Annotated in this window: 16 protein-coding genes; 10 read left to right on the top strand and 6 right to left on the bottom strand. The window is 57.3% G+C overall.

The annotated features are described in order from the left end of the window. Nucleotides 1-68 precede the first annotated feature (68 nt). Nucleotides 69-1,427, top strand: a complete 1,359-nt coding sequence (gene yjjJ, locus C8C96_RS17530) for a type II toxin-antitoxin system HipA family toxin YjjJ (protein ID WP_121943129.1) — start codon at nucleotides 69-71, stop codon at nucleotides 1,425-1,427. 80 nt (nucleotides 1,428-1,507) lie between these two features. Here the strand turns inward: yjjJ and C8C96_RS17525 are convergent, their stop codons facing one another. Together C8C96_RS17525 and C8C96_RS17520 are read right to left on the bottom strand one after the other, a co-directional pair. Then, nucleotides 1,508-2,566, bottom strand: a complete 1,059-nt coding sequence (locus C8C96_RS17525) for a hypothetical protein (RefSeq protein WP_121943128.1) — start codon at nucleotides 2,564-2,566, stop codon at nucleotides 1,508-1,510. Between the two features lie 66 nt (nucleotides 2,567-2,632). Further along, nucleotides 2,633-3,580 carry a LysR family transcriptional regulator gene (locus C8C96_RS17520; protein ID WP_121943127.1) on the bottom strand — a complete coding sequence of 316 codons (948 nt, stop codon included), beginning with the start codon at nucleotides 3,578-3,580 and terminating at the stop codon, nucleotides 2,633-2,635. Nucleotides 3,581-3,677: 97 nt separating this feature from the next. Here C8C96_RS17520 and C8C96_RS17515 point away from each other — a divergent pair, with 97 nt between their 5' ends. Further along, nucleotides 3,678-4,922, top strand: coding sequence for an MFS transporter (locus tag C8C96_RS17515; protein ID WP_121943126.1), 1,245 nt, complete (start codon nucleotides 3,678-3,680; stop codon nucleotides 4,920-4,922). A gap of 512 nt (nucleotides 4,923-5,434) precedes the next feature. On the opposite strand, the gene C8C96_RS17505 is transcribed toward C8C96_RS17515, so the two are convergent. Next, nucleotides 5,435-6,031, bottom strand: coding sequence for a molybdopterin-dependent oxidoreductase (locus C8C96_RS17505; protein WP_121944073.1), 597 nt, complete (start codon nucleotides 6,029-6,031; stop codon nucleotides 5,435-5,437). A gap of 477 nt (nucleotides 6,032-6,508) precedes the next feature. On the opposite strand from C8C96_RS17505, the gene wecB reads away from it, so the two are divergent. From wecB to C8C96_RS17475, 6 genes are all read left to right on the top strand, one after another. After that, a complete protein-coding gene (wecB, locus tag C8C96_RS17500) occupies nucleotides 6,509-7,654 on the top strand; it encodes a non-hydrolyzing UDP-N-acetylglucosamine 2-epimerase (protein ID WP_121943124.1) in 1,146 nt (381 codons plus the stop codon). Further along, nucleotides 7,629-8,957, top strand: a complete 1,329-nt coding sequence (locus tag C8C96_RS17495; RefSeq protein ID WP_121943123.1) for a glycosyltransferase — start codon at nucleotides 7,629-7,631, stop codon at nucleotides 8,955-8,957. Before wecB ends, C8C96_RS17495 begins: the two co-directional genes overlap by 26 nt. Before the next feature lie 344 nt (nucleotides 8,958-9,301). Then, nucleotides 9,302-10,108, top strand: a complete 807-nt coding sequence (locus C8C96_RS17490) for a glycosyltransferase family 1 protein (RefSeq protein WP_158605771.1) — start codon at nucleotides 9,302-9,304, stop codon at nucleotides 10,106-10,108. A 75-nt stretch (nucleotides 10,109-10,183) separates the two neighbouring features. Beyond that, nucleotides 10,184-11,605: a polysaccharide pyruvyl transferase family protein gene (locus C8C96_RS17485; protein ID WP_121943121.1), complete on the top strand. Its 1,422-nt coding sequence runs from the start codon at nucleotides 10,184-10,186 to the stop codon at nucleotides 11,603-11,605. Between the two features lie 22 nt (nucleotides 11,606-11,627). Then, the gene (locus C8C96_RS17480; protein ID WP_121943120.1) at nucleotides 11,628-13,946 is read left to right on the top strand and encodes a glycosyltransferase; all 2,319 of its coding nucleotides are present in this window, start codon (nucleotides 11,628-11,630) and stop codon (nucleotides 13,944-13,946) included. After that, a complete protein-coding gene (locus C8C96_RS17475; RefSeq protein WP_199737490.1) occupies nucleotides 13,943-14,866 on the top strand; it encodes a bifunctional 2-polyprenyl-6-hydroxyphenol methylase/3-demethylubiquinol 3-O-methyltransferase UbiG in 924 nt (307 codons plus the stop codon). Before C8C96_RS17480 ends, C8C96_RS17475 begins: the two co-directional genes overlap by 4 nt. A gap of 24 nt (nucleotides 14,867-14,890) precedes the next feature. Here C8C96_RS17475 and C8C96_RS17470 read toward each other — a convergent pair whose 3' ends face one another. The 3 genes from C8C96_RS17470 to C8C96_RS17460 form a co-directional block, all read right to left on the bottom strand. After that, complete coding sequence (locus C8C96_RS17470) at nucleotides 14,891-16,150, bottom strand: ABC transporter ATP-binding protein (protein WP_121943118.1); 1,260 nt, start codon at nucleotides 16,148-16,150, stop codon at nucleotides 14,891-14,893. After that, the gene (locus tag C8C96_RS17465; RefSeq protein WP_121943117.1) at nucleotides 16,140-16,958 is read right to left on the bottom strand and encodes an ABC transporter permease; all 819 of its coding nucleotides are present in this window, start codon (nucleotides 16,956-16,958) and stop codon (nucleotides 16,140-16,142) included. The genes C8C96_RS17470 and C8C96_RS17465 overlap by 11 nt, the downstream gene beginning before the upstream one ends. Nucleotides 16,959-17,072: 114 nt before the next feature. After that, entirely contained in the window at nucleotides 17,073-17,756 is a 684-nt protein-coding gene (locus C8C96_RS17460; protein ID WP_121943116.1) for a 2OG-Fe(II) oxygenase, read from the bottom strand. Nucleotides 17,757-18,533: 777 nt separating this feature from the next. On the opposite strand from C8C96_RS17460, the gene C8C96_RS17455 reads away from it, so the two are divergent. Both C8C96_RS17455 and C8C96_RS17450 read left to right on the top strand, forming a co-directional pair. Continuing rightward, complete coding sequence (locus C8C96_RS17455) at nucleotides 18,534-19,352, top strand: class II aldolase/adducin family protein (protein WP_121943115.1); 819 nt, start codon at nucleotides 18,534-18,536, stop codon at nucleotides 19,350-19,352. Continuing rightward, on the top strand, nucleotides 19,349-20,497 hold the full coding sequence (locus C8C96_RS17450) for an acyl-CoA dehydrogenase family protein (protein WP_121943114.1): 1,149 nt from the start codon (nucleotides 19,349-19,351) through the stop codon (nucleotides 20,495-20,497). The genes C8C96_RS17455 and C8C96_RS17450 overlap by 4 nt, the downstream gene beginning before the upstream one ends. The last annotated feature ends 6 nt before the right edge of the window (nucleotides 20,498-20,503 follow it).

Genomic DNA, 20,503 nt, shown 5'->3' with positions numbered 1-20,503 from the left:
CCATTCAGGCTGTTTTATCTATTCTTTTATATATTCAATTTTCAATTCAAACGGCGTATCCTTAGGGCATGCCATCCGCCGCCCAGACCTACGCCAACGCCATCCGCCCCCTGCTGCGCCCCGGCCCCGCCAAGGCGCAGGCGCTGGCCCAGGCGCTGCAGGTCAGCCAGCCCACCGTCTCCCGGGCACTTGGCGCGCTGGGCGATGAGGTGGTGCCTTTTGGCGCCGCCAGATCTATTCAATACACGCTCCGCGACCCCCAGCGCGCCGATCTGCAGGCCACCGTGTACCGCGTCACCCCCCAGGGCGCGCTCGAAACCCTGGGCACCCTGGTGCCGGTATGCCCGCAGGGCTTTGTGATGGTCGAGGTGGGCGGGGCCCGGCTGCACAGCGACGGCCTGCCGTGGTGGATTTTTGACATGCGCCCGCAGGGCTACCTGGGGCGCGCGTACTGCCAGCGGCACGGTCAGCGCCTGGGCCTGCCCGAGCGGCTGGGCGACTGGAGTGACACCCACGCGCTGCGCGCCATCCTGGACCAGGGCGACGACATGCCCGGCAACCTGCTCATCGGCCCCACCGCGCGCGACCAGTTCGTCAACGCGCCCGACCCCGTGCCGATTACAGCGGCGCAAAAGCTGCACACCTACGCCCGGCTTGCCGACCTGGCCGCGCGGGGCGAAGTGGCGGGCTCGTCAGCTGCTGGCGAGCAGCCCAAGTTCACCGCCTACGCAGAGCAAGCCGATGGCACCGCCGCCCATGTGATGGTCAAGTTCACCGCAGAACTCGACACCCCCGTGAGCGCCCGCTGGCGCGACCTGCTGCTGGCCGAACACATCGCCCTGCAGGTGCTGCGCGACCACGGAGTGCCTGCCGCGCAGTCGGTGACCTGGATGCACGGCACCCAACGATTTCTGGAGGTGCAGCGGTTTGACCGGCTGGGCGCGCGTGGGCGCAGGGCGCTGCACTCCTTCGCCGCGCTGGATGCCGAGTTTGTCGGCAGCGGCGGCAACTGGCCGGTGATTGCCAAGGCGTTGCTGAAGACCGGGGTCATCACCCCCCAGGCCTTTGACACGGCCTGTCTGCTGTGGGCCTTTGGCACCCTGATCGGCAACACCGACATGCACAGCGGCAATCTGTCGTGCTTGTCTGAGGGGTGCAGGCCTTACGAGCTGGCCCCTGCGTATGACATGACGCCCATGGCGTTTGCACCTACGGCGGGGGGAGGTTTGCCGGAGCGGGCGCTTGAATTGACGGTGGGGGAGCAGGTCAGCGCGGCGGCTTGGAAAGAGGCGCTTGCGATGGCGCAGGTGTTTGTTCGTCGGTTGGAGGACGAGGAAGGATTCAGCGTGGGTTTTGACGCTTGCAACGTTGAGTTGCTGCGTCATGTGGCGGTGGCTGCTGAGCGTGTTGGGCGGCTTGCGATTTAGGGCAGGATGCCGGCGTAGTGCGTTGCAGAGTTGGCGGCGGTGGCGAGGTCGTCGCCGCTTGCAGCCTTCACCGAAAGCGGTCAGGCAGGTCCGTTTGTGTGTTGCGCTGCATTGCTCCTGATTCTTTCAAGGGACTCAGTGACATGTCGCGGGTATTCACCACTGAAGTATTCGAAAGTAAGTGGGTTAGCGGTGTAGAAGTGACAACAAAATTCGACCCAGCTTGCAGTTTTCAGCGGGCCATTGATTTTGAATACCTTGCTCGATCTGGCTTTTATATGCGCTGGGTTCTTCAACGTCATATTGAAGTCGGAATCGCGCCTATGTAGATATTCTTCGTTCGTGAAAAGCTGAATCGCGCCATCGAAGTGTCTAAAACAATTGGCAGCAATGTCGAACTCGGCATGCAGGTAGCGGGCTGGGAAGTAATGCTGCCCACCGATCTCGATACGGATGTCCTCTGTCTTGATTTCCAGGGCCTGGAACGACTTGATGCCGTCCGACTCACTCCACTTGATGTCAAGGCAGTAGGTGTTGGCAAAGAGGTAGGAGGCAGCTCGAGATTCAATGTCCAGGGGTGGGCGCAGCTTGGCGATTCCGGGCTTGATGTTTCGTATGTCCTGATCGAAGGGGGCACCGTACCAAGTGTCAGCTTCGAAATAGCCCAAGCCGTCAACGTCGATCCGGACTCGGTCTTCATCGAGGGCAATGTACTTTTCTACACCGGGTTCATCGAACCGCCAGAATAAGTCTATAAACCTCGGTGCCCAATTGTTGACCGGGTGCATTCCACGCCGGTAACAGGGATGGGCCATCAAAATAAAGTCAGGTCCCGCAAAGCACCCTTCGGAATAGGTGCTGGGAGGGAATCGGCTCGCGATCTCTTTGAACGAAAGTAATCCGTCGCGCTCGATCTTTATCGGCCCCAAGAGCGCCTTTGCAATGCCCTGTGCCTTTGCGACGATGCCGGTGGTCTGGATGTACTCGAATGAATCCGTGCTGAGATTCACGCCGTTGGATGCGGCGAGAGCCGTGAACTTCGCAATTAGATCTGCGGAGGCAGACAACCGTTCTCGGGAGAATCTTTCCATGTCCTCAAGGTAACGCATCAACCATTCTTTGTGTTCTTGGTCAGTCATCAAAATCCCCCTTGTAGGTGACAGGATTCCACCATATCAGCGCAGTCTTTCGCAGGCCGATTGCGCTCAACTCCCCACCGCCCGCATCCCCACCAACCCCGGCATCGCCCCCCGCATCGCCTCCAAGAACAACCGCAACCTAGCCGGATAAAACCGCGCATACGGGTACACCAGGTACACCGGCAGCGGCGCCGCGTGCCAAGTGGGCACCAGGTGCAGCAGCTTCCCCTGCCGCACATCGTTGTCCACGATCCACGCCGATGAAATGCATGCCCCCAGCCCGGCCAGGGCAGCGCTGCGCAGGGCGTACAGGCTGTCGGTGGCTAGGCGCGGGGTGATTCCGAATGTGTGGGCTTCGCCGCCGGGCTCTTGGGTCAACGTGACCTCGCGGCGGTAGAAGGTGCTCAGGGCCAGCCAGGGCAGGGGTTGCAGGTCTTGCGCGTGCCGGGGCGTGGGGCGCCCGGCCATGAGGGCGGGGGCGGCCAGCACGATGCGGGGCACTTCGGCCAGGCGCACTGCGACCACGCTGGGGTCGTCCACCGCGCCGACCTGGATGGCGCAGTCGATGCCTTCGGCGATGAAGTTGGGGCGGCGGTCGTGCAGCATCCATTCCACGTCCACCTCGGGGTAGCGGCGCAGGTAGGCCATCAGCGGGGCGATGAACTGGTCTTGCCCAAAGGCGTGCGGCGCCAGCACGCGCAGGGTGCCGCGCGGGGTGTCGGCGGTGCCGCGCAGGTCGTCCTCCATGGCGCGCCAGTCTTCCAGCAGGGCCTTGGCGTGGGCAAAGCAGCGGTCGCCGTCTTCGGTCAGCTTCATCACATGGGTGGATCGCTGCAGCAGCTTGATGCCCAGGCTGCGCTCCAGCGCTTGCAGGCGGCGGCTCACGGTGGGCTGGCTGGTGCCCAGTTGCTGGGCGGCGGCAGACAGGCTGCCGGCCTCGACGATGCGGACAAAGGTCTGCATCAGCTCGATGCGGTCGGCGCCGGGTTGCAGGGCTGGCAGGGTGTTGGTCATACGCCAAGCGTATAACGAATCTGCAATTCAGCCTACTACCCAGCGCGGCGGTGGGCTAGAACAATCGCACCATTCCTTTCTAACCAGTGGTGTTGTGATGTCTGCCATTCAAAATGTGCATGCAAGCGGTGCAGCGGGTCCGGCCCCGGTGGCGCCGCTTGCGGGGGGGGCGGTGAGTGCGCCGCTGCTGTTGCTGCTGGCCACCACGGCGGGGCTGAGCGTGGCGTCGCTGTACTACAGCCAGCCCATGCTGGGCGTGCTGGGGCCCGACATGCAGGCCGACAGCCGCGTGGTGGGGTTGGTGCCTACGCTCACGCAGCTGGGGTATGCGCTGGGCATCTTGCTGCTGGCGCCGCTGGGCGACCGGTTTGACCGGCGCCGCATCATCGTCATCAAGTCCATCGCGCTGATGCTGGCCCTGCTGCTGAGCGGCCTGGCGCCCGGCATGGGCGCGCTGCTGGCGGCCAGCCTGGCCGTGGGCCTGGCAGCCACGGTGGCGCAAGACGTGGTGCCCGCCGCCGCTACGCTGGCCCCGGCCGCACAGCGCGGGCGCATGGTGGGCACGGTGATGACGGGGCTGCTGCTGGGCATCTTGCTGTCGCGCGTGGTCAGCGGCTTTGTGGCGCAGCAGTGGGGATGGCGCACGGTGTATGTGGCGGCGGCGGTGGCCATTGCGCTGCTGACGGTGGCGGTGTGGCGCGGGCTGCCGCGCTTTGCGCCCACCACGCAGCTGGGCTATGGCGCGCTGATCGGCTCGATGGTGGCGCTGTGGCGCCAGCACGCAGCGCTGCGCCGCGCAGCCTGGGCGCAGGGGCTGCTGGCCGTGGGCTTCAGCGCGTTCTGGTCCACGCTGGCGGTGATGCTGCACAGCCAGTTCAACCTGGGCACTGCGGCGGCAGGTGCGTTTGGCCTGGCCGGGGCGGCGGGGGCACTGGCTGCGCCGCTGGCCGGGCGCCTGGCCGACAAGCGTGGGCCTGAGGTTGTGACGCGCTATGGCGCGGGGCTGGCCGCCGTGTCGTTTGCGGTGATGGCGCTGGCGCCGCTGCTGCCTGCTCAGGCCCAGCTGGGCTTGATTGTGGTCAGCGCCATCGGCTTTGACTTTGGCGTGCAGGCCACGCTGGTGGCGCACCAGACCATCGTCTACGGCATCGACCCTGCGGCGCGCAGCCGGCTCAATGCGCTGCTGTTCACCGGCATGTTCATCGGCATGTCGGCCGGGGCGGCGCTGGGCAGCCTGGCGCTGGCGCAGTGGGGCTGGTTGGGGGTCGTGGGCTTGGCCACGGTGGGCTCGCTGGCGGCGCTGGCGGCGCTGGCGGTGCGCATGGGGCGGCGCTGGGGCTGATTTGGGGCGAAATATGGCTGTAGCGCTAGTGGATCATGCGCTGGCAGCTATACAAATGAGAGCGAAATCCGCGCAAGGCAAGGGTTACGCTTTTTGCAGCAAGCGGTCCATCCAAACCAGGCAAGCCAGACCCAAGGGGCCAGACAGCGCCACATAGCCCCGCGAGGCGACCAGTTTGGCCCACCGCGAGTAGCGTGGCAGGTTAGTGATGACATACAGCCCGGGGATGAAGATGAACAGAGCCAGTATGGCGGCCACTGCCGGGGGAGGGGCCCCAAGCCAGATCATCACCAAAGGCGGCACCCACAAAGGGGCCAGCAGCGACGTCCAGCGAAATGAAGCGCTTTCCAGAACATAGGGAGGCAGACCCCAGCCCGCTTCCCTGGGGCTGAGGTCATCTTGCGACGCGGAAGGACTGCCCCCTGCCCACCGGCCGCATCTGAGGCACCTGGATGTACCTGGCGGGACGCTGGCGCGGCAGTTGAAGCAGGTGGGAAATGACACGCGTCCGCTCAGGCCTTCTTCACCTCAATGTGGTACAGCCCCCAGGGGCACAGGCCAAAGCGCTCCTTCACGGGCTTGTCCTTGAAGGCGGGCAGCACGTCGGCGTCGTACACGGCCCACTGCGGGCCCAGGCCGCCCAGGGCCATGGGCTGGCCGTCGATGTGGGTGGCGACGATCATGCGGTAGGCCTGGGCGTCGGCCATGCTGATGTTGACGTTGTAGCCGTCCACCGCGCGCAGGCCCAGTTGCACGGGGCTGCCAGCGGCCACACCGGCGGCGGCCAGCACGGTGGTGAGCAAGGGGCCCTTGAGCGTGTGGGGCTTGCTGTCGTATTCCAGCGTGGGCTTGATGGTGACGGCGGGCATGCGCGCCAGGGCGGCGGCGTCCAGCGCAAAGGCCTTGTCAAACTGGATGCCGTGTTTGCCCATCATCTGGTCGATGGTGGTGTCCAGCGCGCCGCGGTTGGACTGGGTGATGGCGCCGCTGATGGTGAGCAGCGTGGGGCCGTTGGGGCCTTTGGCTTGCGTGGCGGCGTGGCTGCTGCCCGTGGCGGTCCACAGGCCTGCCAGGCCCATGCCGGCGGCGACGAAGTTGCGCTTGTTCATGCTCATGGGAGGGTGCTCCTTGATGGAAATCAGGGGCGCATGGTAAGCGCAAGATGCAGGGGCGCCATGCAAAAAAATGCCGTGGTCCAGCCATCGCTTGCAGTGCGCCAGAGTCCGCCGGGTCCGGCTATCGCGCGCGAAGCCCATGGCGCAGCGTCAACATGGGGCAAACGCAGCGCTCGCTGCGTGGTCTCCGGAAAACATGCGTCGCGGTGTGCTCCTGTGATTCAGGTCAAGCTCTCGTGCACGCGTACCTGCTATGGACCCAATGGCCCGACGCTTCAATCGAAAAGGCGCGGGCGTACGATGGGGGCCACGGCGATGTGGCCTGAAGCGCTGGTCTGCACCTTGTGTTGCGCAAAGCGTCATTCACGGAAATCCCGAGACTGAACAAATTGTGACTGGCCCAGAATAGAACGAAGCCAACCAAGCAATCAACGGGCTTACCATTTTTTATCGCAACTATATTCCTTTGCAATGCAATCATCTAGCCGGATAAATATCATTTGTGTAGTGGGTACCCGGCCGGAAGCCATCAAAATGGCGCCACTGATTATTGCGCTGCGCAACACCCATTGGGCATCGGTACGGATTGTTTCGACAGGACAACACCCTGTCTTGGTCGAAAAAATGCTGTCGCATTTTTCGCTGACTCCGGATTTTATTTGCGACGTCATGGAGCCAAATCAGAGCCTGGCAAAACTGACCATCCGGTTGCTTGGTGAACTAGATCGTTGCTTTCAGGCTGAAAAGCCTGATATCGTGATTGGACAAGGTGATACAACGTCAGTCACAGTGGCCGCACTCGCTGCATTCTATCTTCGCATTCCCTTTGCTCACGTGGAGGCGGGCTTGCGAACGAGAGATTATAAAAATCCATTTCCCGAGGAAATGAATCGCGTACTGGTTGGAAATTTGGCGCAATGGCATTTTGCGCCAACTAATACGGCTAAAAAAAATCTCATCGAAGAAGGGAAATCTGCCGATACCATTTACGTGACGGGCAATACGATAGTGGATGCCTTGCTTTATACTGCGGATCGTTGCCCGCCCTTCGTGCTTCCGGAATTCGCGAATTGTAGAATGATATTATTTACCGCGCACAGACGAGAAAACATTGGGCAGCCATTTGCTGAAATATGCCGGGCGGCGCGATATCTGGCTGACGTGAGGGACGATGTATTTATTCTCTTCCCGGTTCATCCTAACCCTGCTATAAAGGATTCGGCATATTTGTATCTTTCGAATCATTCACGGATTCGTTTAATCCCACCGCTCGACTATATTGATTTCATTGCAGCCATGAAATCTTCGTTTTTTATACTCACTGATTCGGGGGGAGTCCAGGAGGAGGCCCCATCTTTGCGCAAGCCGGTGCTGGTGTTGCGCAACGAAACCGAAAGGCCCGAGGGCATAGAAGCCGGCGTTACCAAATTGGTGGGGCGTGATTTTGAATCCATCGTCAATTCATCGCTGCAACTGCTTGATGATGATGCTGCGTACAAATCGTTTTCACGGGGCGATTCCCCTTACGGCGATGGCAGGGCATCAGAAAAAATCGTGGATATATTGCACAAGGCACTGACAAAGCACAGTTATGCGCATTCTTCTGATTGCCTATGAGTTTCCTCCCATCATCGCAGCCCAATCACTACGATGGTTCTATCTTTCGAATGAGCTGGCAAAGCTCGGTGTGGAAGTGCATGTGCTTTGCTCCGACATGCCTTCACTGCCGCCTTTTCATGAGGATTTCGCGCCCGGGGTTATCGTCCACCGGGTCTGGCCTGGTCCATATGTCGGTTTTTCGCAAAAAGCCTATTTACATTTATCCAGATGGACACTAGGTGGTGGCGCGGTTGGGCCGCTGGGTGGCGATTCGGTTTTGTTAAAAATGCACCGGTGGGGGCGTCGGGTACTCGATCAGATTATATTTCCAGACTTACGTACCGAATGGGTACCCAGCGCGTCCTTGCGTTTGATTCAGTTGCTCCGAACAACCCGGTACAGCGCGGTAGTGGCGTCGCACGAGCCCGGCGTAGACCTTCTGTTGGGTCTCTTGGCCAAACGGATCACTCGAATTCCGCTTATCGTCGACCTCGCTGATCCTGTAGTTGCGCCCTATACGCCGCGCTGGCGCCAGCGCATCGACCTCGCCTTTGAAGCAAAAGTTATTGCCCGTGCCGACGCTATCGTGGTAACGACGATGGCTGTTGTCGATCTCCTGAAAAGGCGCCACGAATTACAAGACGCCGACAATAAATTCACCTGCATCGCACAGGGGTTTCCCAGTCGAAATAGCGGACGTGTAGAAAATAGCCATCATTCCAAGGCCCTGCATCTTGTTTATACCGGGAATTTTTATGCGGACTTCCGTTCTCCTGTCGAGTTTGCAAGGGCGCTGCGGTCGATTCGTGATCTGGATATTTCAGTCACATTTTATGGAAATCACGCTGCATACCAAGCACTTTTCGATGGCATTCCGGGGGTTAGATTTCACGGGATAGTCGATCATGGCACGTGCATTTCCGCGCAGCAGAATTCCGATGTGCTGCTTAGCGTGGGCAACAGCCAGCCGTTTCAAGTTCCAGGAAAAATTTATGAGTATCTCGGCATAGGTTCACCTATCTTGCATATTGCCAATACCCCAATGGACGAGGCCGGCGCACTGATCATGCGCGTCCGGGCAGGATGGGTTGTCCAGAACCAGGCAGATTCCATCGAACGCATCCTCCGCGAAATTCATGCGCGATGGACAAGCGGGGCATTGCAATCGATGTTTCTGCGTGATGAAAACACCATTGCAGAGTTTGCTTGGGATAAAAGAGCCATTCACTATAAGAGCGTAATCGATGAGTGCATAGGGGCGCATGAAAATGCCGGTCGTATAGAGCGCAGCATGAAAAACAAGGAAAAGGGAAGGTATTGATGCGTATAGCCGTTGACATCAGCATGCTTGAGGTACCTGGTTCAGGCATCGCGAGGTACATCAAATGCCTGCTGCCAATCATGATAGAGCAGAGCGAGGGTCGGCATCATTGGTTGCTTTATGGTAGGGCATGCCCGTCAGGGGATTATGCTCATCTGCCAAATGTGACTTGTCGGTCTGATTATTTACCTCGGGATGCCGGCCGCATCGCCAGTTTGTTTTGCTCCCAAGTCATTTGGGGGAGTATTGATAGACCTGATGTTTACTGGAGTCCTGCGCACAGGCTGCCATGGTTCTTGCCGCGAAAAACAGCCACCACCGTAACCGTTCATGATTTGTGCTGGTTGAAGCAACCAGAAACGATGCGTCGCGTCACGTATCACCTTGACCGCGTGCTGATGCCCCGAAGCCTTGCCTCCACCCAACAGATCATTGCGATTTCTGAATCGACGGCGGAAGACATCAGGCTTCATTTTGATGAGACAGTCTGGAAAAAAGTGTCCATCGCAACCGAAGGCGGAGCGCATATGCCATCCCCCTTGCCGGTCACCCATTTAAAGACCCTTGGCATTGAAATGCCCTATGTACTCTTTGTGGGTAGTTTCGAGCCACGAAAGAATTTGGCAAGATTGTTGCAAGCTTTCCAACAGGTGATCGAGCGTAGCGGCACGGAAATACTTTTGGTATTGGTGGGGGGCGCGAGCTGGGGGCAAAACTCTGTCAAAAGTGACATTGCAGCCTTGGGGATTGCGGGCAAGGTGCTTGTCCTGGATAACGTTGATGATCAGGTGCTGTCGACGTTGTACCGTCATGCGCAATGCTTGGCCGCGCCTTCTCTCTTGGAAGGTTTCTGTTTGCCGGCAGCCGAGGCAATGTCGCTTGGAACTCCGGTGCTAGCCTCCATGTCCTCAGCCTTTCCAGAAGTGGTAGGGCAAGGAGGTGTCCTTGTAGATCCTCTTAGTGTGGATTCCATTGCCGAAGGTCTTACCAGGCTCGTCACCAATGAGGAATTGAGACGGGAACTTGGTGCGTATGCACTCCAGCATTCCCGTGGTTTCTCATGGGAGCGGGCAGGACTGGCCACGTTGAAGATTCTGGAAAATGCGCATGCAAGTAAAGAAATGGATCTGGATCGCAGTGGAGCCCGCTAGATTTTTAGAATTTCTCTAGCGCGAATAATCAGATTGGACTGAAAGTGCGGGCGCCCAGTTTTTATAACCCTAAAAATGAATGCAACTGATTCCGATGCAATGAAGAACCAACGCTCTTGGCGCATTGGCATCTTTGGCACGTTTGATGTCCAGAATTATGGTGATCTGCTTTTCCCGATCATTGCAGAACTGGAGTTGTCCCGCAGGCTGGGACGCATTGAACTCATCCCGTTTTCCTATCACGCGAAATCCTCGGAGGATTGGCCATATGATGTTGAGTCACTGGCGGAATTGCCTCGCATGGCCAGTGATCTTGATGCAATCCTGATTGGCGGTGGGTTCATTGTCCGTTTTGACAAATTCATCGCTCCAGGATATGGGCCACCGGCAACGTGGATTCACCATCCCACGGGATATTGGCTGGGACCAGCATTGGTGGGTGCGCAGCATGGCGTGCCTGTCATATGGAATGCTCCGGGCATGCATTGCAACGAGATTCCAGATTGGAGCTACCCGCTGCTGTCCCTCGCGCTTAATTCCAGCTCTCATATTGCAGTGAGGGACGAACCGTCGAAGGCAGCACTCAGATCATTTGTTGAGCCGCAGCGTGTGCATGTGATGCCTGATACCGCCTTTTCTATCGGGCGCTGTTTGGAATCCCATGTCGCGACCGATGAGGCGGCTGCGATTCGCGACGCTCTGGGCCTGAAGGCCCCGTACCTCGTGATTCAGGCAACCCAGAATCTTGAGCGGCTTACTGATTATTTGAAGAAATTCCGTACAGAGCTGCCCAATCTCAGCTTGCTTCTGCTTCGTCTCGGACCGGTGCTTTGCGATCATGAATCGTTCATTGACAGGGAGCTGCCGGGGACGTTTTATCTCAGCGAATGGCCATCTCCGATGGTGCTGGCATCGCTGATAGGCGGATCCGAAGCAGTTGCGGGACACAGCTATCACCTTGCGATTACTGCACTGTCCTGTGGTGTTCCGGTATTCAGCTCCAGCGATCTCTCCCAAGGGAAGTTCACCGCGCTATCCAGATATGACACCGTGCATCCGTTGCCGCCTGCAGGCTGCGACGATCCCCAATGGTTGTCCCAACGAATGGGCCGTAAAGAACCGTCGCACGCGGTGGTCGAGGCAAATGACGTGCTGGAAAACTACTGGAATCATGTTGCAGCTGTGGTTCGGGCGGGAAAGACGGATTCCACGACCTCGATGAATGCTTTTTTGATGACGCTGCCTGGCATTCTTGAGCATGGGCAGCGGCAGGCGGGAGCAGGCGATCCGGAATCCGCCGACCATCTGCGGGATCTGGAGACTCGTTTGATGGGCTGCGAGTATTCGCTTGGTGAAGCAAAAGCGGAGTTGTCGGAGGTAACGCGACGATCGCTCGATCTTGAAAACCAACTGCTGGAGGTGCACAAATCTATGTCCTGGACAACGACAGCCCCCTTGCGCAGGGCGTGGCGCTGGTTGCAAGGCCTCTCCGCTTGAAGCAGATTCATACTATTTTCTTATGAAGCCAGAATCAGACGAATCGAAAAACCTACTGCCCACCCCTGCTAGCGTGAATGCCATCGGGGAGCGCGAAGGCCCGCCTGAATGCCCTTCCTGCGGCGAAATGGCAGTGATGCGGCAGGCCATTACTCAACTCGAGCAAGAGTTGATTACCAGCAGGGAAACGGTTTCGTCCCGAGACATCGCCATTGATTGGCTGAAAAAAGAAGCAGAAGCTGCAAAGATGACGCTGGAGTGGCGTCGGAAAAGTCTCAAATATCTGCTGATCGATTTAATGTATCTGCTGGCCGACCGCTCACCGATTGCCCGTACGCTTGGAAATCTGCTTTTACCAAGGCGCCTCAAAAGAAGACTCCATGCAGAATCACTGCGCAATCAATTCCAGGAAGTTCCGCCTCTCCGGCCGCTAGCTGCGCCCCTCGTTGACGAAAAACGCAACGATAAAATTGATATTGTCTGTTTTGCCAACATCGAATGGTCTGCCCGGTATCAAAGACCGCAGCAGATGATGTCTCAGTTTGCCGCTCATGGTCATCGTGTGTTTTATATCGTACGCTCGGGAATGCCTGAAAGGAGGGCTCCCTACGAGTTGAGGCAGGTTGCCGAGAGAATATTCGAGGTATGTCTGGCTTTCAGTGAGTATGAAGATTTCTATTCTGTAAAGATGTCAGCTACCAATCTTAAGGTTGGGAATGAATCATTTTCCCGGCTGGCGCTGGATGCAAAGATAAGAGCCGCTCTGATCGTGGTCCATCTTTCTTACTGGACCGGGTTGGCCCTCGACTTACAGAAGTCCCGGTCATGGCGCGTTCAATACGACTGCATGGACGAATGGGCTGACTTCCCTGATATCGGCGAGCAACTTATCAAAGAAGAAGAGGTACTGGTTCGCAGCGCAGATCTGGTTACGGTAACTGCATCTGTTTTAAAGAAAAAATGGATGGACCAAGGAATAGATTGTCTGCTCGTGCGAAATGCTGTGGACTATGATTTCTTTTTTGATCGATGTACTGAAAACAATCTGCTTTCCCATCTAAAAAAGCCCATCATTGGGTTCTACGGCGCCTTGGCTCCCTGGATTGATTTTTCTTTGTTATATTTCCTGGCAGAAAAACGCCCAAGCTGGAATTTTGTATTGGTCGGGGATCGCTTTGTAAAAGATCTGGCGGGCCTTGACCGGATGTCCAACGTGCACCTTACGGGCCGAAAGCCCTATGAGGACATGCCACGCTATCTTCACGGCTTTGATGTATGCCTGATCCCATTCAAGTTGAACAAAGTGACGCATGCGGTGGATCCAGTGAAATTCTACGAATTCATGAGCGCCGGGAAGCCGGTGGTGAGTGTGCCACTTGAAGAGATGGCAATATACCAAGATTATGTATATTTTGCCACTGAATTCGAGGATTTTCTCGCAAAAATAGAAATCGCGTTGACTGAAAAAGATTCCGTACTGGTTGAACGAAGAAGGGAGTTGGCCAGGGAAAATGATTGGCGGCATCGCTATATCGCAACTCAGGAGGCCATAAAGGGGTTGTACGGGAAATGCTCGATTGTAATAGTGAGCTTCAATAATTCTGAACTTACCAGGCAATGTATTGAGAGCATTGTTTCTAGGACTACATATCCCAACTATGAATTGATCATTGTTGATAATGCTTCTTCCGATGGTACCGGAGCCATGCTCCATGAAATTCAGAGCCGGCATGCGATGGTGAAGGTGCTTATCAACAAGAGCAATAGAGGCTTTGCGGCGGCAAACAACCAGGGAATTGCGTTGGCTGAGGGTGAATATATCGTGTTGCTCAATAATGATACGGTGGTCACAGGCGACTGGCTGGAGGCAATGCTCCGTCATTTGGAGGATGAGAAAATTGGCATGGTGGGCCCGGTGACCAATTCAATCGGTAACGAAGCAAAGATCAATACAAGCTATATTAATCTGGAGCAGATGCATGAATTCGCTTCAGGATATACCGTCGCGCATGCCGGCCGCCATTTCGACATCTCGATGCTGGCAATGTTTTGTGTGGCGATGCGGCGCCATGTTTTCAATGAAATCGGGGACCTGGACGAGATGTTCGGCCTCGGAATGTTCGAGGATGATGATTACAGCCGGAGAATGCACGCGGCCGGTTATCGAACAGTATGTGCTGAAGATGCCTTTATCCATCATTATGGCCAAGCATCGTTTGGGAAATTGATCGAGACGGGTGAATATCAGGCCATCTGGGACCGAAACCAAGCTTACTTCGAAAGCAAATGGGGTGCCTGGAAGCCGCACACGCACAGCCGCCAGCCAGGAAGGCCAAAATGAGATCCGATAGTGAGATCACCGCCGACCATTGGTCCAAGAATGTGGCGAGTTCCGATGCCTTTTCGCCCCAGGTCTACTGGCTTGCTGTGCCGGCTGTTCAGCAGCGCTTTCAGCGGCTGGCCTGTGGAGGGACCGATCATCGCTGGTGGGTGCAATACTGCCTTGGTGAATTCCTAAATCGTTCGATATCCCCGATCAGGATGTTGAGCATCGGTTGTGGCAGCGGTACTCTGGAGCGGGACCTTTTCCGACTCAATGCCTTTTCCGAGTGTGATGCAATTGATATTGCGCCCGGCGCTATTGATATTGCCCGGAAAGAGGCGAATTTAATTGGTGCTTCCAATATTAAGTATCACGTACAGGACGTCCAAAAAACGCCGTTGGAGAAAAATGCTTACGATGCCGTCTGGTTTAATGGGTCGTTGCATCACATCAAGGAACTCGAGTCAGTTTGTGAGTCGGTTCGCAACGCCTTAAAGCCGGGGGGCTGGGTGTTCTATAATGAATATGTAGGAGCCAATCATTTTGCTTTTCCAGAGCGCCAGCGGGAGGTTGTCGAAAGTGCTTTCCGCCTTTTGCCTCCGGAGTATCGCCGCTCATTTCAGCTGGAACACTTCGGCAAGGTACAGTTCAACGTGCAACTTCCCGAGCCGGCAGAAGTAATCAAGGTCGATCCGTCAGAGGCAATTCGGTCACAAGACATACGCAGGGTGCTATCTGATTATTTTGTCGAACATGCTTTCAATCCCTGTGGTGGCAATATATTGCAGTTCGCCTTGCATGGGATTGCGGGTAATTTCGTAGAAACAGACCCGCGTTCGATGGCTTTGCTCCAGATGCTGTTCGATATTGAAGACACTCTCTTGAACAGCCGATTTTTTGAAACCGACTTTGCAGTGGGAGTTGCACGGGTTCCGTAATGGAGTGGAGATTGATCCAAAATTTCATCCGCCATGAAAGCTGGTTGCCTGGTTTTTTGCTTCGATTCCCAGATCGACGATACCAAGAAAAGGGTCATTTCCGCGCGCTACCGTATCAAAACTCAGTATCCCCACTTGCTTGTCAATCAGGAGTGAGGTCTCCTCGGTGCGACCATTCATCAGCTTGATGGTGATGTAGTATCGACCTGCTGCCAGTATCGCTGGGACGTGAAAGGTGACTGTTCCACTTTCCCCGTCGATGTCAGAATTGGTGAGGGGAAGCACAAAATTTTTTCCACCAACGACGAGCAGCCGTGCTTCCTGGATGGTAATGCTGATATTGGGTAATGAGACTGACTTGCTGATTCTATAGCTGACGACGATCTCGATTGTCTCACCATAGACAAATGACGAATAGTGGCTTCCGGTGTTGGTGAATTTGGCGGAAATTACCTCTCCTTCCGTTGTCCCAAATGCAATGCGTGCACCGTTGACCTCCTGTTTCCTCGTCACTGGAATCTTTCCGCCGCTTGCCCAGCGGCGTTGCTCGTCCCGCATGTCCAGCAGGTACATTTCGGAAATCGTCTCAGGAGATCCAAATGCCTTTAACATTCCTTCATGGAGATAGATCGCGGTGTTGCAGAATCTTTTGACCATGCTCATGTCATGGGACACAAACAGAAGAGTTGTTCCTTTTCCTGCCAAGTTCTCTAGCCGACCCAAGCATTTGAACTGAAAGGAGGCGTCACCGACGGCAAGAGCCTCATCGATGACCAGTATGTCGGGCTCCACGCAGACGGACACCGAGAATGCCAGGCGCACAAGCATCCCGCTGGAATATGTCTTGGTCGGCTGGTCGATGAAGTCTCCGATATTGGCGAAGTCGGCTATTTCGTCAAACTTTGCATCTATTTCCGCTCTTTTCAATCCAAGCAGTGCTCCATTGAGATAGACATTCTCACGGCCTGTGAATTCTGGATTGAATCCTGACCCAAGCTCGAGCAGTGCCGCTATCTTCCCTCGGGCTTGAATCTGCCCCGACGTGGCGCGCAGCGTGCTGCAGATCAGTTGGAGCAAGGTTGATTTTCCGCTTCCATTTCGTCCGATAATACCGAGGGATTCTCCCTTGCGGACACGGAATGAGACGTCTTTCAGTGCCCAGAATTCGCGGAACCGCTGCTGCCCGACAAAAGGGAGCATCTGCAGCAGTCGGTCACGTGGCTTGTCATAAATTTGATAGCACTTGCTGATTTTGTCGACTTCAATGGCGAATTCAGAGGACATCGGAAAATCCCTCGCGGCTTTTCTGAAAAAACCAAAGACTTGCTATCGCGAAGACGCCGGAAAATAGGATTGATGTGCCCCATTTTATGATATTTGGCATGCCTCCCCAGAATAGTGCCGTACGTGCATCTTCAATCGCCTGTGCCAAGGGGTTCAAGCCCATTGCTTGGTGCCATTCAGGAGGGAGTGCACTGATTGGATAAAATACAGGGGTCAAGAACATGATCGGCAGTAAAAGTGCACCAATAATGTGATTGATATCACGAAAGTATACGCCGAGTGCGCTCAGGATCCAGGAAATGCCGAGTATGTAGAGGCAGATTGGAATTAAAACAAAAAGATAGATGAAAGAAGATGCGGGCGGAATTCCAATTGTCAATCCATAGAAAGCAAGCCATACGATTGAACTCACAAGCATATGAAATAGGCCTGCCCCCAGATTGATCCAGGGCATAATTTCAAGTGGGAATTGAATTTTTTTTACATAATTTGTATTGGATACAATCATTGTCGGTGCGCGGAGCGCGCATTCCGAAAAAAAATTGAAAATCGTCATACCGATAAAAATAAGCAGTGCAAATTCAGTAGGGGATTCATTGCTACCGGGCCAGCGAACAGTAAATACCTTGGTGAATACTGTGGTGTAGACAAGAAGGGTAAATGCAGGGGTGATGATTGACCAGATCAATCCCATGAGTGAATTTCGATAACGTGAAGTGATTTCACGTTGAATCAATGAGAATATAAGCTCTCTATGTTCCCAGGGAATAAATAGATGGGCGGATCGCAGAAATGACTGCCTGGTCATGTATTTACGGTAATTGAGGATTCAATGCAAGAGCCGCTTGACGGCAACATCGCCAAATGCTCAAGTTGAGAAATTGGCTGCGCCAAAGATGCCAGCGCGCGGCACGCGGCCTATTCAGCCTTGGTAGTCATGCAGTTCCATATCCACTCCTGGTGGCCACATTGAGCTGATGGATCCGGGTTGGTAGAACGTCACGGTCACGCTGCGTCGGGATTGAGTGGCTAGCTCCGATACCCGTGTCACTTCGTGCCAGGAAGTGTCCGACCTGACAAAGGTGGCCGAATTCCCAATGGTCGGGTTTACCAGAGCAGCAACGTCCTTTGCATCGGAAGAATTCAGGATGGCCAGACAGCCACCGTCCATGGGATGCCACTTGTCGTTGAAATAAAAAACGTGGGTGACAATTTTCTCGGGGAGATCGCGATGGGGGCCCAGAAGTGCGCCAGGGCCGTAGTGATAAACATGCGCCTCCATCGGCAGGCTAGTCAGGTCAATGCCAGTAATGGACGACATGGCAATCCGGTATTCTGCAGAAAGCAGGTCTTGTGCCAGTTGGTACCAATAAGGGCTCAGGGATTCGGCGTGCGATATGGTTTGCTCTCCCATCGGAATCAGGGATCGGGCGTCGTATCGATAGTCTTTTTCTCCCCCATAAGCCTCGACGGTGCGGAAGTGATCGTGGGGATAGGTCTTGGAAAGTGCGGCGCAGTCAGCCTTTGAATAGAGGTCCGAAATTTCAGCCCATCTGAATGGCTGCATTTTCATACTGCATTCGCGAATTTTCGAAAAATCGATCATGGGTCAATAAAAATTTGTGAAGGGGGCAATTGGTGAGTACGTAAGGCTGAGCTGACTCAGGACTTTTTTCGTGTGACTGGGAACAGTATGCACTCCACTTCGTAGTTAGCTAGAGGCCTCAGATCCGGAAAGCGAGATGACTGCGTGAGGGCTCCTCTGATTGACTAGTCGAGACCGAGTGTTGTCCATCCGCCCGGCTGTCTGGGATGCCGTTGTCACCGGAACGCGGCCATACAGCAGGGGTAAATGGTGAACATGCCCACACGCACGCTTGATCAATAGACTCTGGGCGAGCTTTTCTGATCTGTAGTGGTTTCGAGAGCTGGGGCTTCGCGCAGAGGGGGTTGCGTAGATGCCTTTGCTGCGACTGGAGAGCTCCCGTCCTAATGTGGTGTCCGTACGCAGATGCCCACACGATGACTTTCGCACCGAGGGGATTTGGGCTCCAGAAGGCCGAATGTGTTTGATCAGCCGGGGCTGAGGCAGTTTGTGACTGAGCTGGCTGCGGTAGCCTCCTGCCGTGCAGGCTCGTCACTTTCGGCGCGCCATGGCGTCAGAACCGGTCGGTGCATGTCGCCCTCCGCGAGTCAGCGCATTCGACAGCCGTTCATGGTGTCTGGCTCAAATCGGGGAGTGTGCTGCCTGCGCCCCCTTGCTTCATACAGAAACTGTATGTGGTCACGCGGATTTCTTCGTTGGCGCGGGGCGGGGGCGCCCCTATGGTGGGTGGGTTCGTTTCTCTTTCGTCCACCTCACCGATCTGGAAAGCCGCCGCCCATGTCTGCCGTCCTCAAGCCCCTGCCCGCCACCGACCTCGCCCGCAACCCCACGCCGCAGCGCAAGGACTGGTTTGATGCGCCCAGCCCGCGCCCCACGGTGCAGGCCGAGCGCCGCTACCGGCAGGAGAACCTGGCCGTGGCCTTTCGGCTGTTTGCACAGCAGGGGTTTGACTACGGGCTGGCAGGCCACATCACTGCGCGCGACCCAGAGTGGACGGACCACTTCTGGGTGAACCCGCTGGGCGTGCATTTTTCGCAGATCAAGGTGTCCGACCTGCTGCTGGTGAACGCGGCAGGCGAGATCGTCATCGGCCAGGGCCCGCTGAACCGCGCGGCGTTTGCCATCCACGCGGCGTTGCACGAGACGCGGCCCGACATCATTGCTGCGGCCCACACCCATTCCACATACGGCAAAGCGTGGTCTGCGCTGGGCCGCAAGCTCGACCCGCTGACGCAGGACTCGTGCATCTTCTATGAAGACCACGCGCTGTTCGACGATTTCACGGGGGTGGTGCTGGAGACGGACGAGGGCTTTCGCATTGGCAAGGCGCTGGGGGCGCAGGAGGCGGTGATCCTGCAGAACCACGGCATCCTGACGGCGGGGCCGTCGGTGGAGGCGGCAGCGTGGTGGTACATCGCGCTGGAGAACGCCTGCCAGGCCCAGCTGCTGGCCGAGGCGGCGGGCACGCCCCGACCCATTCGCCATGAGATCGCGCAGCACACGCATGCACAGATCGGCGGGCCCGGCGGCGCGCAGTTTGCCTTCAGGAGCCTGTTCGACATCCTTGTGCGGCAGCAGCCCGAGGTGCTGCAATGAACGCGCCGCTGACCTGGGGGCAGGTGGCGCGCACGCTGGCGGTGGAGTTTGCCGAGCGCGCCGTGGCGCACGACCGGGACGGGAGTTTTCCGCACCAGAACTTTGCCGACCTGCAGCAGGCCGGCCTGCTGGCGCTGGCCGCGCCGCGCACGCTGGGCGGGCAGGGCGCGTCGGCCGCGCAATTGGGCGAGGTGATTGGCGCGGTGGGCCAGGGCTGCCCGGCCACGGCGCTGGTGCTGACCATGCAGTACATCCAGCAGCGCGGCATGGGGCGGCCCGGCTCCCCCTGGTCGCAGGCGCTGGCCCGGCAGCTGGTGCACGAGTCGCACAACGAGGTGTCGCTCATCAACGCGCTGCGCGTGGAGCCCGAGCTGGGCTCGCCCGCACGCGGCGGCCTGCCTGCCACAGTGGCACGGCACACATCCGAGGGCTGGCGCATCAGCGGGCACAAGGTGTATTCGACCGGCGCGCCCATCCTGCGCTGGTACGTGGTGTGGGCCCGCACCGATGAAGAGGTGCCGCGCGTGGGCTCGTTCCTGGTGCGGGCCGGTTCGCCCGGCATCCGCATCGACGCCACCTGGGACCACCTGGGCCTGCGCGCCAGTGGCAGCCACGATGTGATCCTGCAGGACGTGCTGACCCCCCACGACCACGCGCTCGATGTGCGCCTGCCGCAGGACTGGGCCCGTGGCGAGCCCGCCATGCTGGCCGAGATGACGGTGATGCTGGGCGCGCTGTACACCGGCGTGGCCCGCGCGGCGCGCGACTGGGTGGTGCGCTTTCTGCGCGAGCGCACGCCCGCCAACCTGGGAGCACCCCTGTCCAGCCTGCCGCGCGCCCAGGAGGCCGTGGGCCGCATCGAGGCCCTGCTGCTCACCAACGACCGGCTGATCGCCAGCGTGGCGCATGACCTGGACACCGGCACCCTGGTGCCAGCAGTGGACAGCGGCCTGGTCAAAACCGTGGCCACGCAGAACGCCATCGACGTGGTGCAGGCGGCGCTGCAGCTGTCCAGCAACCACGGCCTGGCACGCAAAAACCCGCTGGAGCGCCACCTGCGCGATGTGCTGTGTGGCCGTGTGCACACCCCGCAGGAGGACAGCGCCCACATTGCCGCAGGCCGCCGCGCGCTGGGCCTGTGCTGAGACGAT

This window comes from Acidovorax sp. 100 (assembly GCF_003688355.1).
Lineage (GTDB): Bacteria > Pseudomonadota > Gammaproteobacteria > Burkholderiales > Burkholderiaceae_C > Acidovorax > Acidovorax delafieldii.
Note: the sequence above shows the minus strand (reverse complement) of the source record. Positions and strands in the feature narration are given on the sequence as shown.

Excerpts from the sequence above, each read along its gene's own strand:
- yjjJ (WP_121943129.1), top strand. The coding sequence starts at position 69 with ATGCCATCCGCCGCCCAGACCTACGCCAACGCCATCCGCCCCCTGCTG.
- C8C96_RS17525 (WP_121943128.1), bottom strand. The coding sequence starts at position 2,566 with ATGACTGACCAAGAACACAAAGAATGGTTGATGCGTTACCTTGAGGAC.
- C8C96_RS17520 (WP_121943127.1), bottom strand. The coding sequence starts at position 3,580 with ATGACCAACACCCTGCCAGCCCTGCAACCCGGCGCCGACCGCATCGAG.
- C8C96_RS17515 (WP_121943126.1), top strand. The coding sequence starts at position 3,678 with ATGTCTGCCATTCAAAATGTGCATGCAAGCGGTGCAGCGGGTCCGGCC.
- C8C96_RS17505 (WP_121944073.1), bottom strand. The coding sequence starts at position 6,031 with ATGAACAAGCGCAACTTCGTCGCCGCCGGCATGGGCCTGGCAGGCCTG.
- wecB (WP_121943124.1), top strand. The coding sequence starts at position 6,509 with ATGCAATCATCTAGCCGGATAAATATCATTTGTGTAGTGGGTACCCGG.
- C8C96_RS17495 (WP_121943123.1), top strand. The coding sequence starts at position 7,629 with ATGCGCATTCTTCTGATTGCCTATGAGTTTCCTCCCATCATCGCAGCC.
- C8C96_RS17485 (WP_121943121.1), top strand. The coding sequence starts at position 10,184 with ATGAATGCAACTGATTCCGATGCAATGAAGAACCAACGCTCTTGGCGC.
- C8C96_RS17480 (WP_121943120.1), top strand. The coding sequence starts at position 11,628 with ATGAAGCCAGAATCAGACGAATCGAAAAACCTACTGCCCACCCCTGCT.
- C8C96_RS17475 (WP_199737490.1), top strand. The coding sequence starts at position 13,943 with ATGAGATCCGATAGTGAGATCACCGCCGACCATTGGTCCAAGAATGTG.
- C8C96_RS17470 (WP_121943118.1), bottom strand. The coding sequence starts at position 16,150 with ATGTCCTCTGAATTCGCCATTGAAGTCGACAAAATCAGCAAGTGCTAT.
- C8C96_RS17465 (WP_121943117.1), bottom strand. The coding sequence starts at position 16,958 with ATGACCAGGCAGTCATTTCTGCGATCCGCCCATCTATTTATTCCCTGG.
- C8C96_RS17460 (WP_121943116.1), bottom strand. The coding sequence starts at position 17,756 with ATGATCGATTTTTCGAAAATTCGCGAATGCAGTATGAAAATGCAGCCA.
- C8C96_RS17455 (WP_121943115.1), top strand. The coding sequence starts at position 18,534 with ATGTCTGCCGTCCTCAAGCCCCTGCCCGCCACCGACCTCGCCCGCAAC.
- C8C96_RS17450 (WP_121943114.1), top strand. The coding sequence starts at position 19,349 with ATGAACGCGCCGCTGACCTGGGGGCAGGTGGCGCGCACGCTGGCGGTG.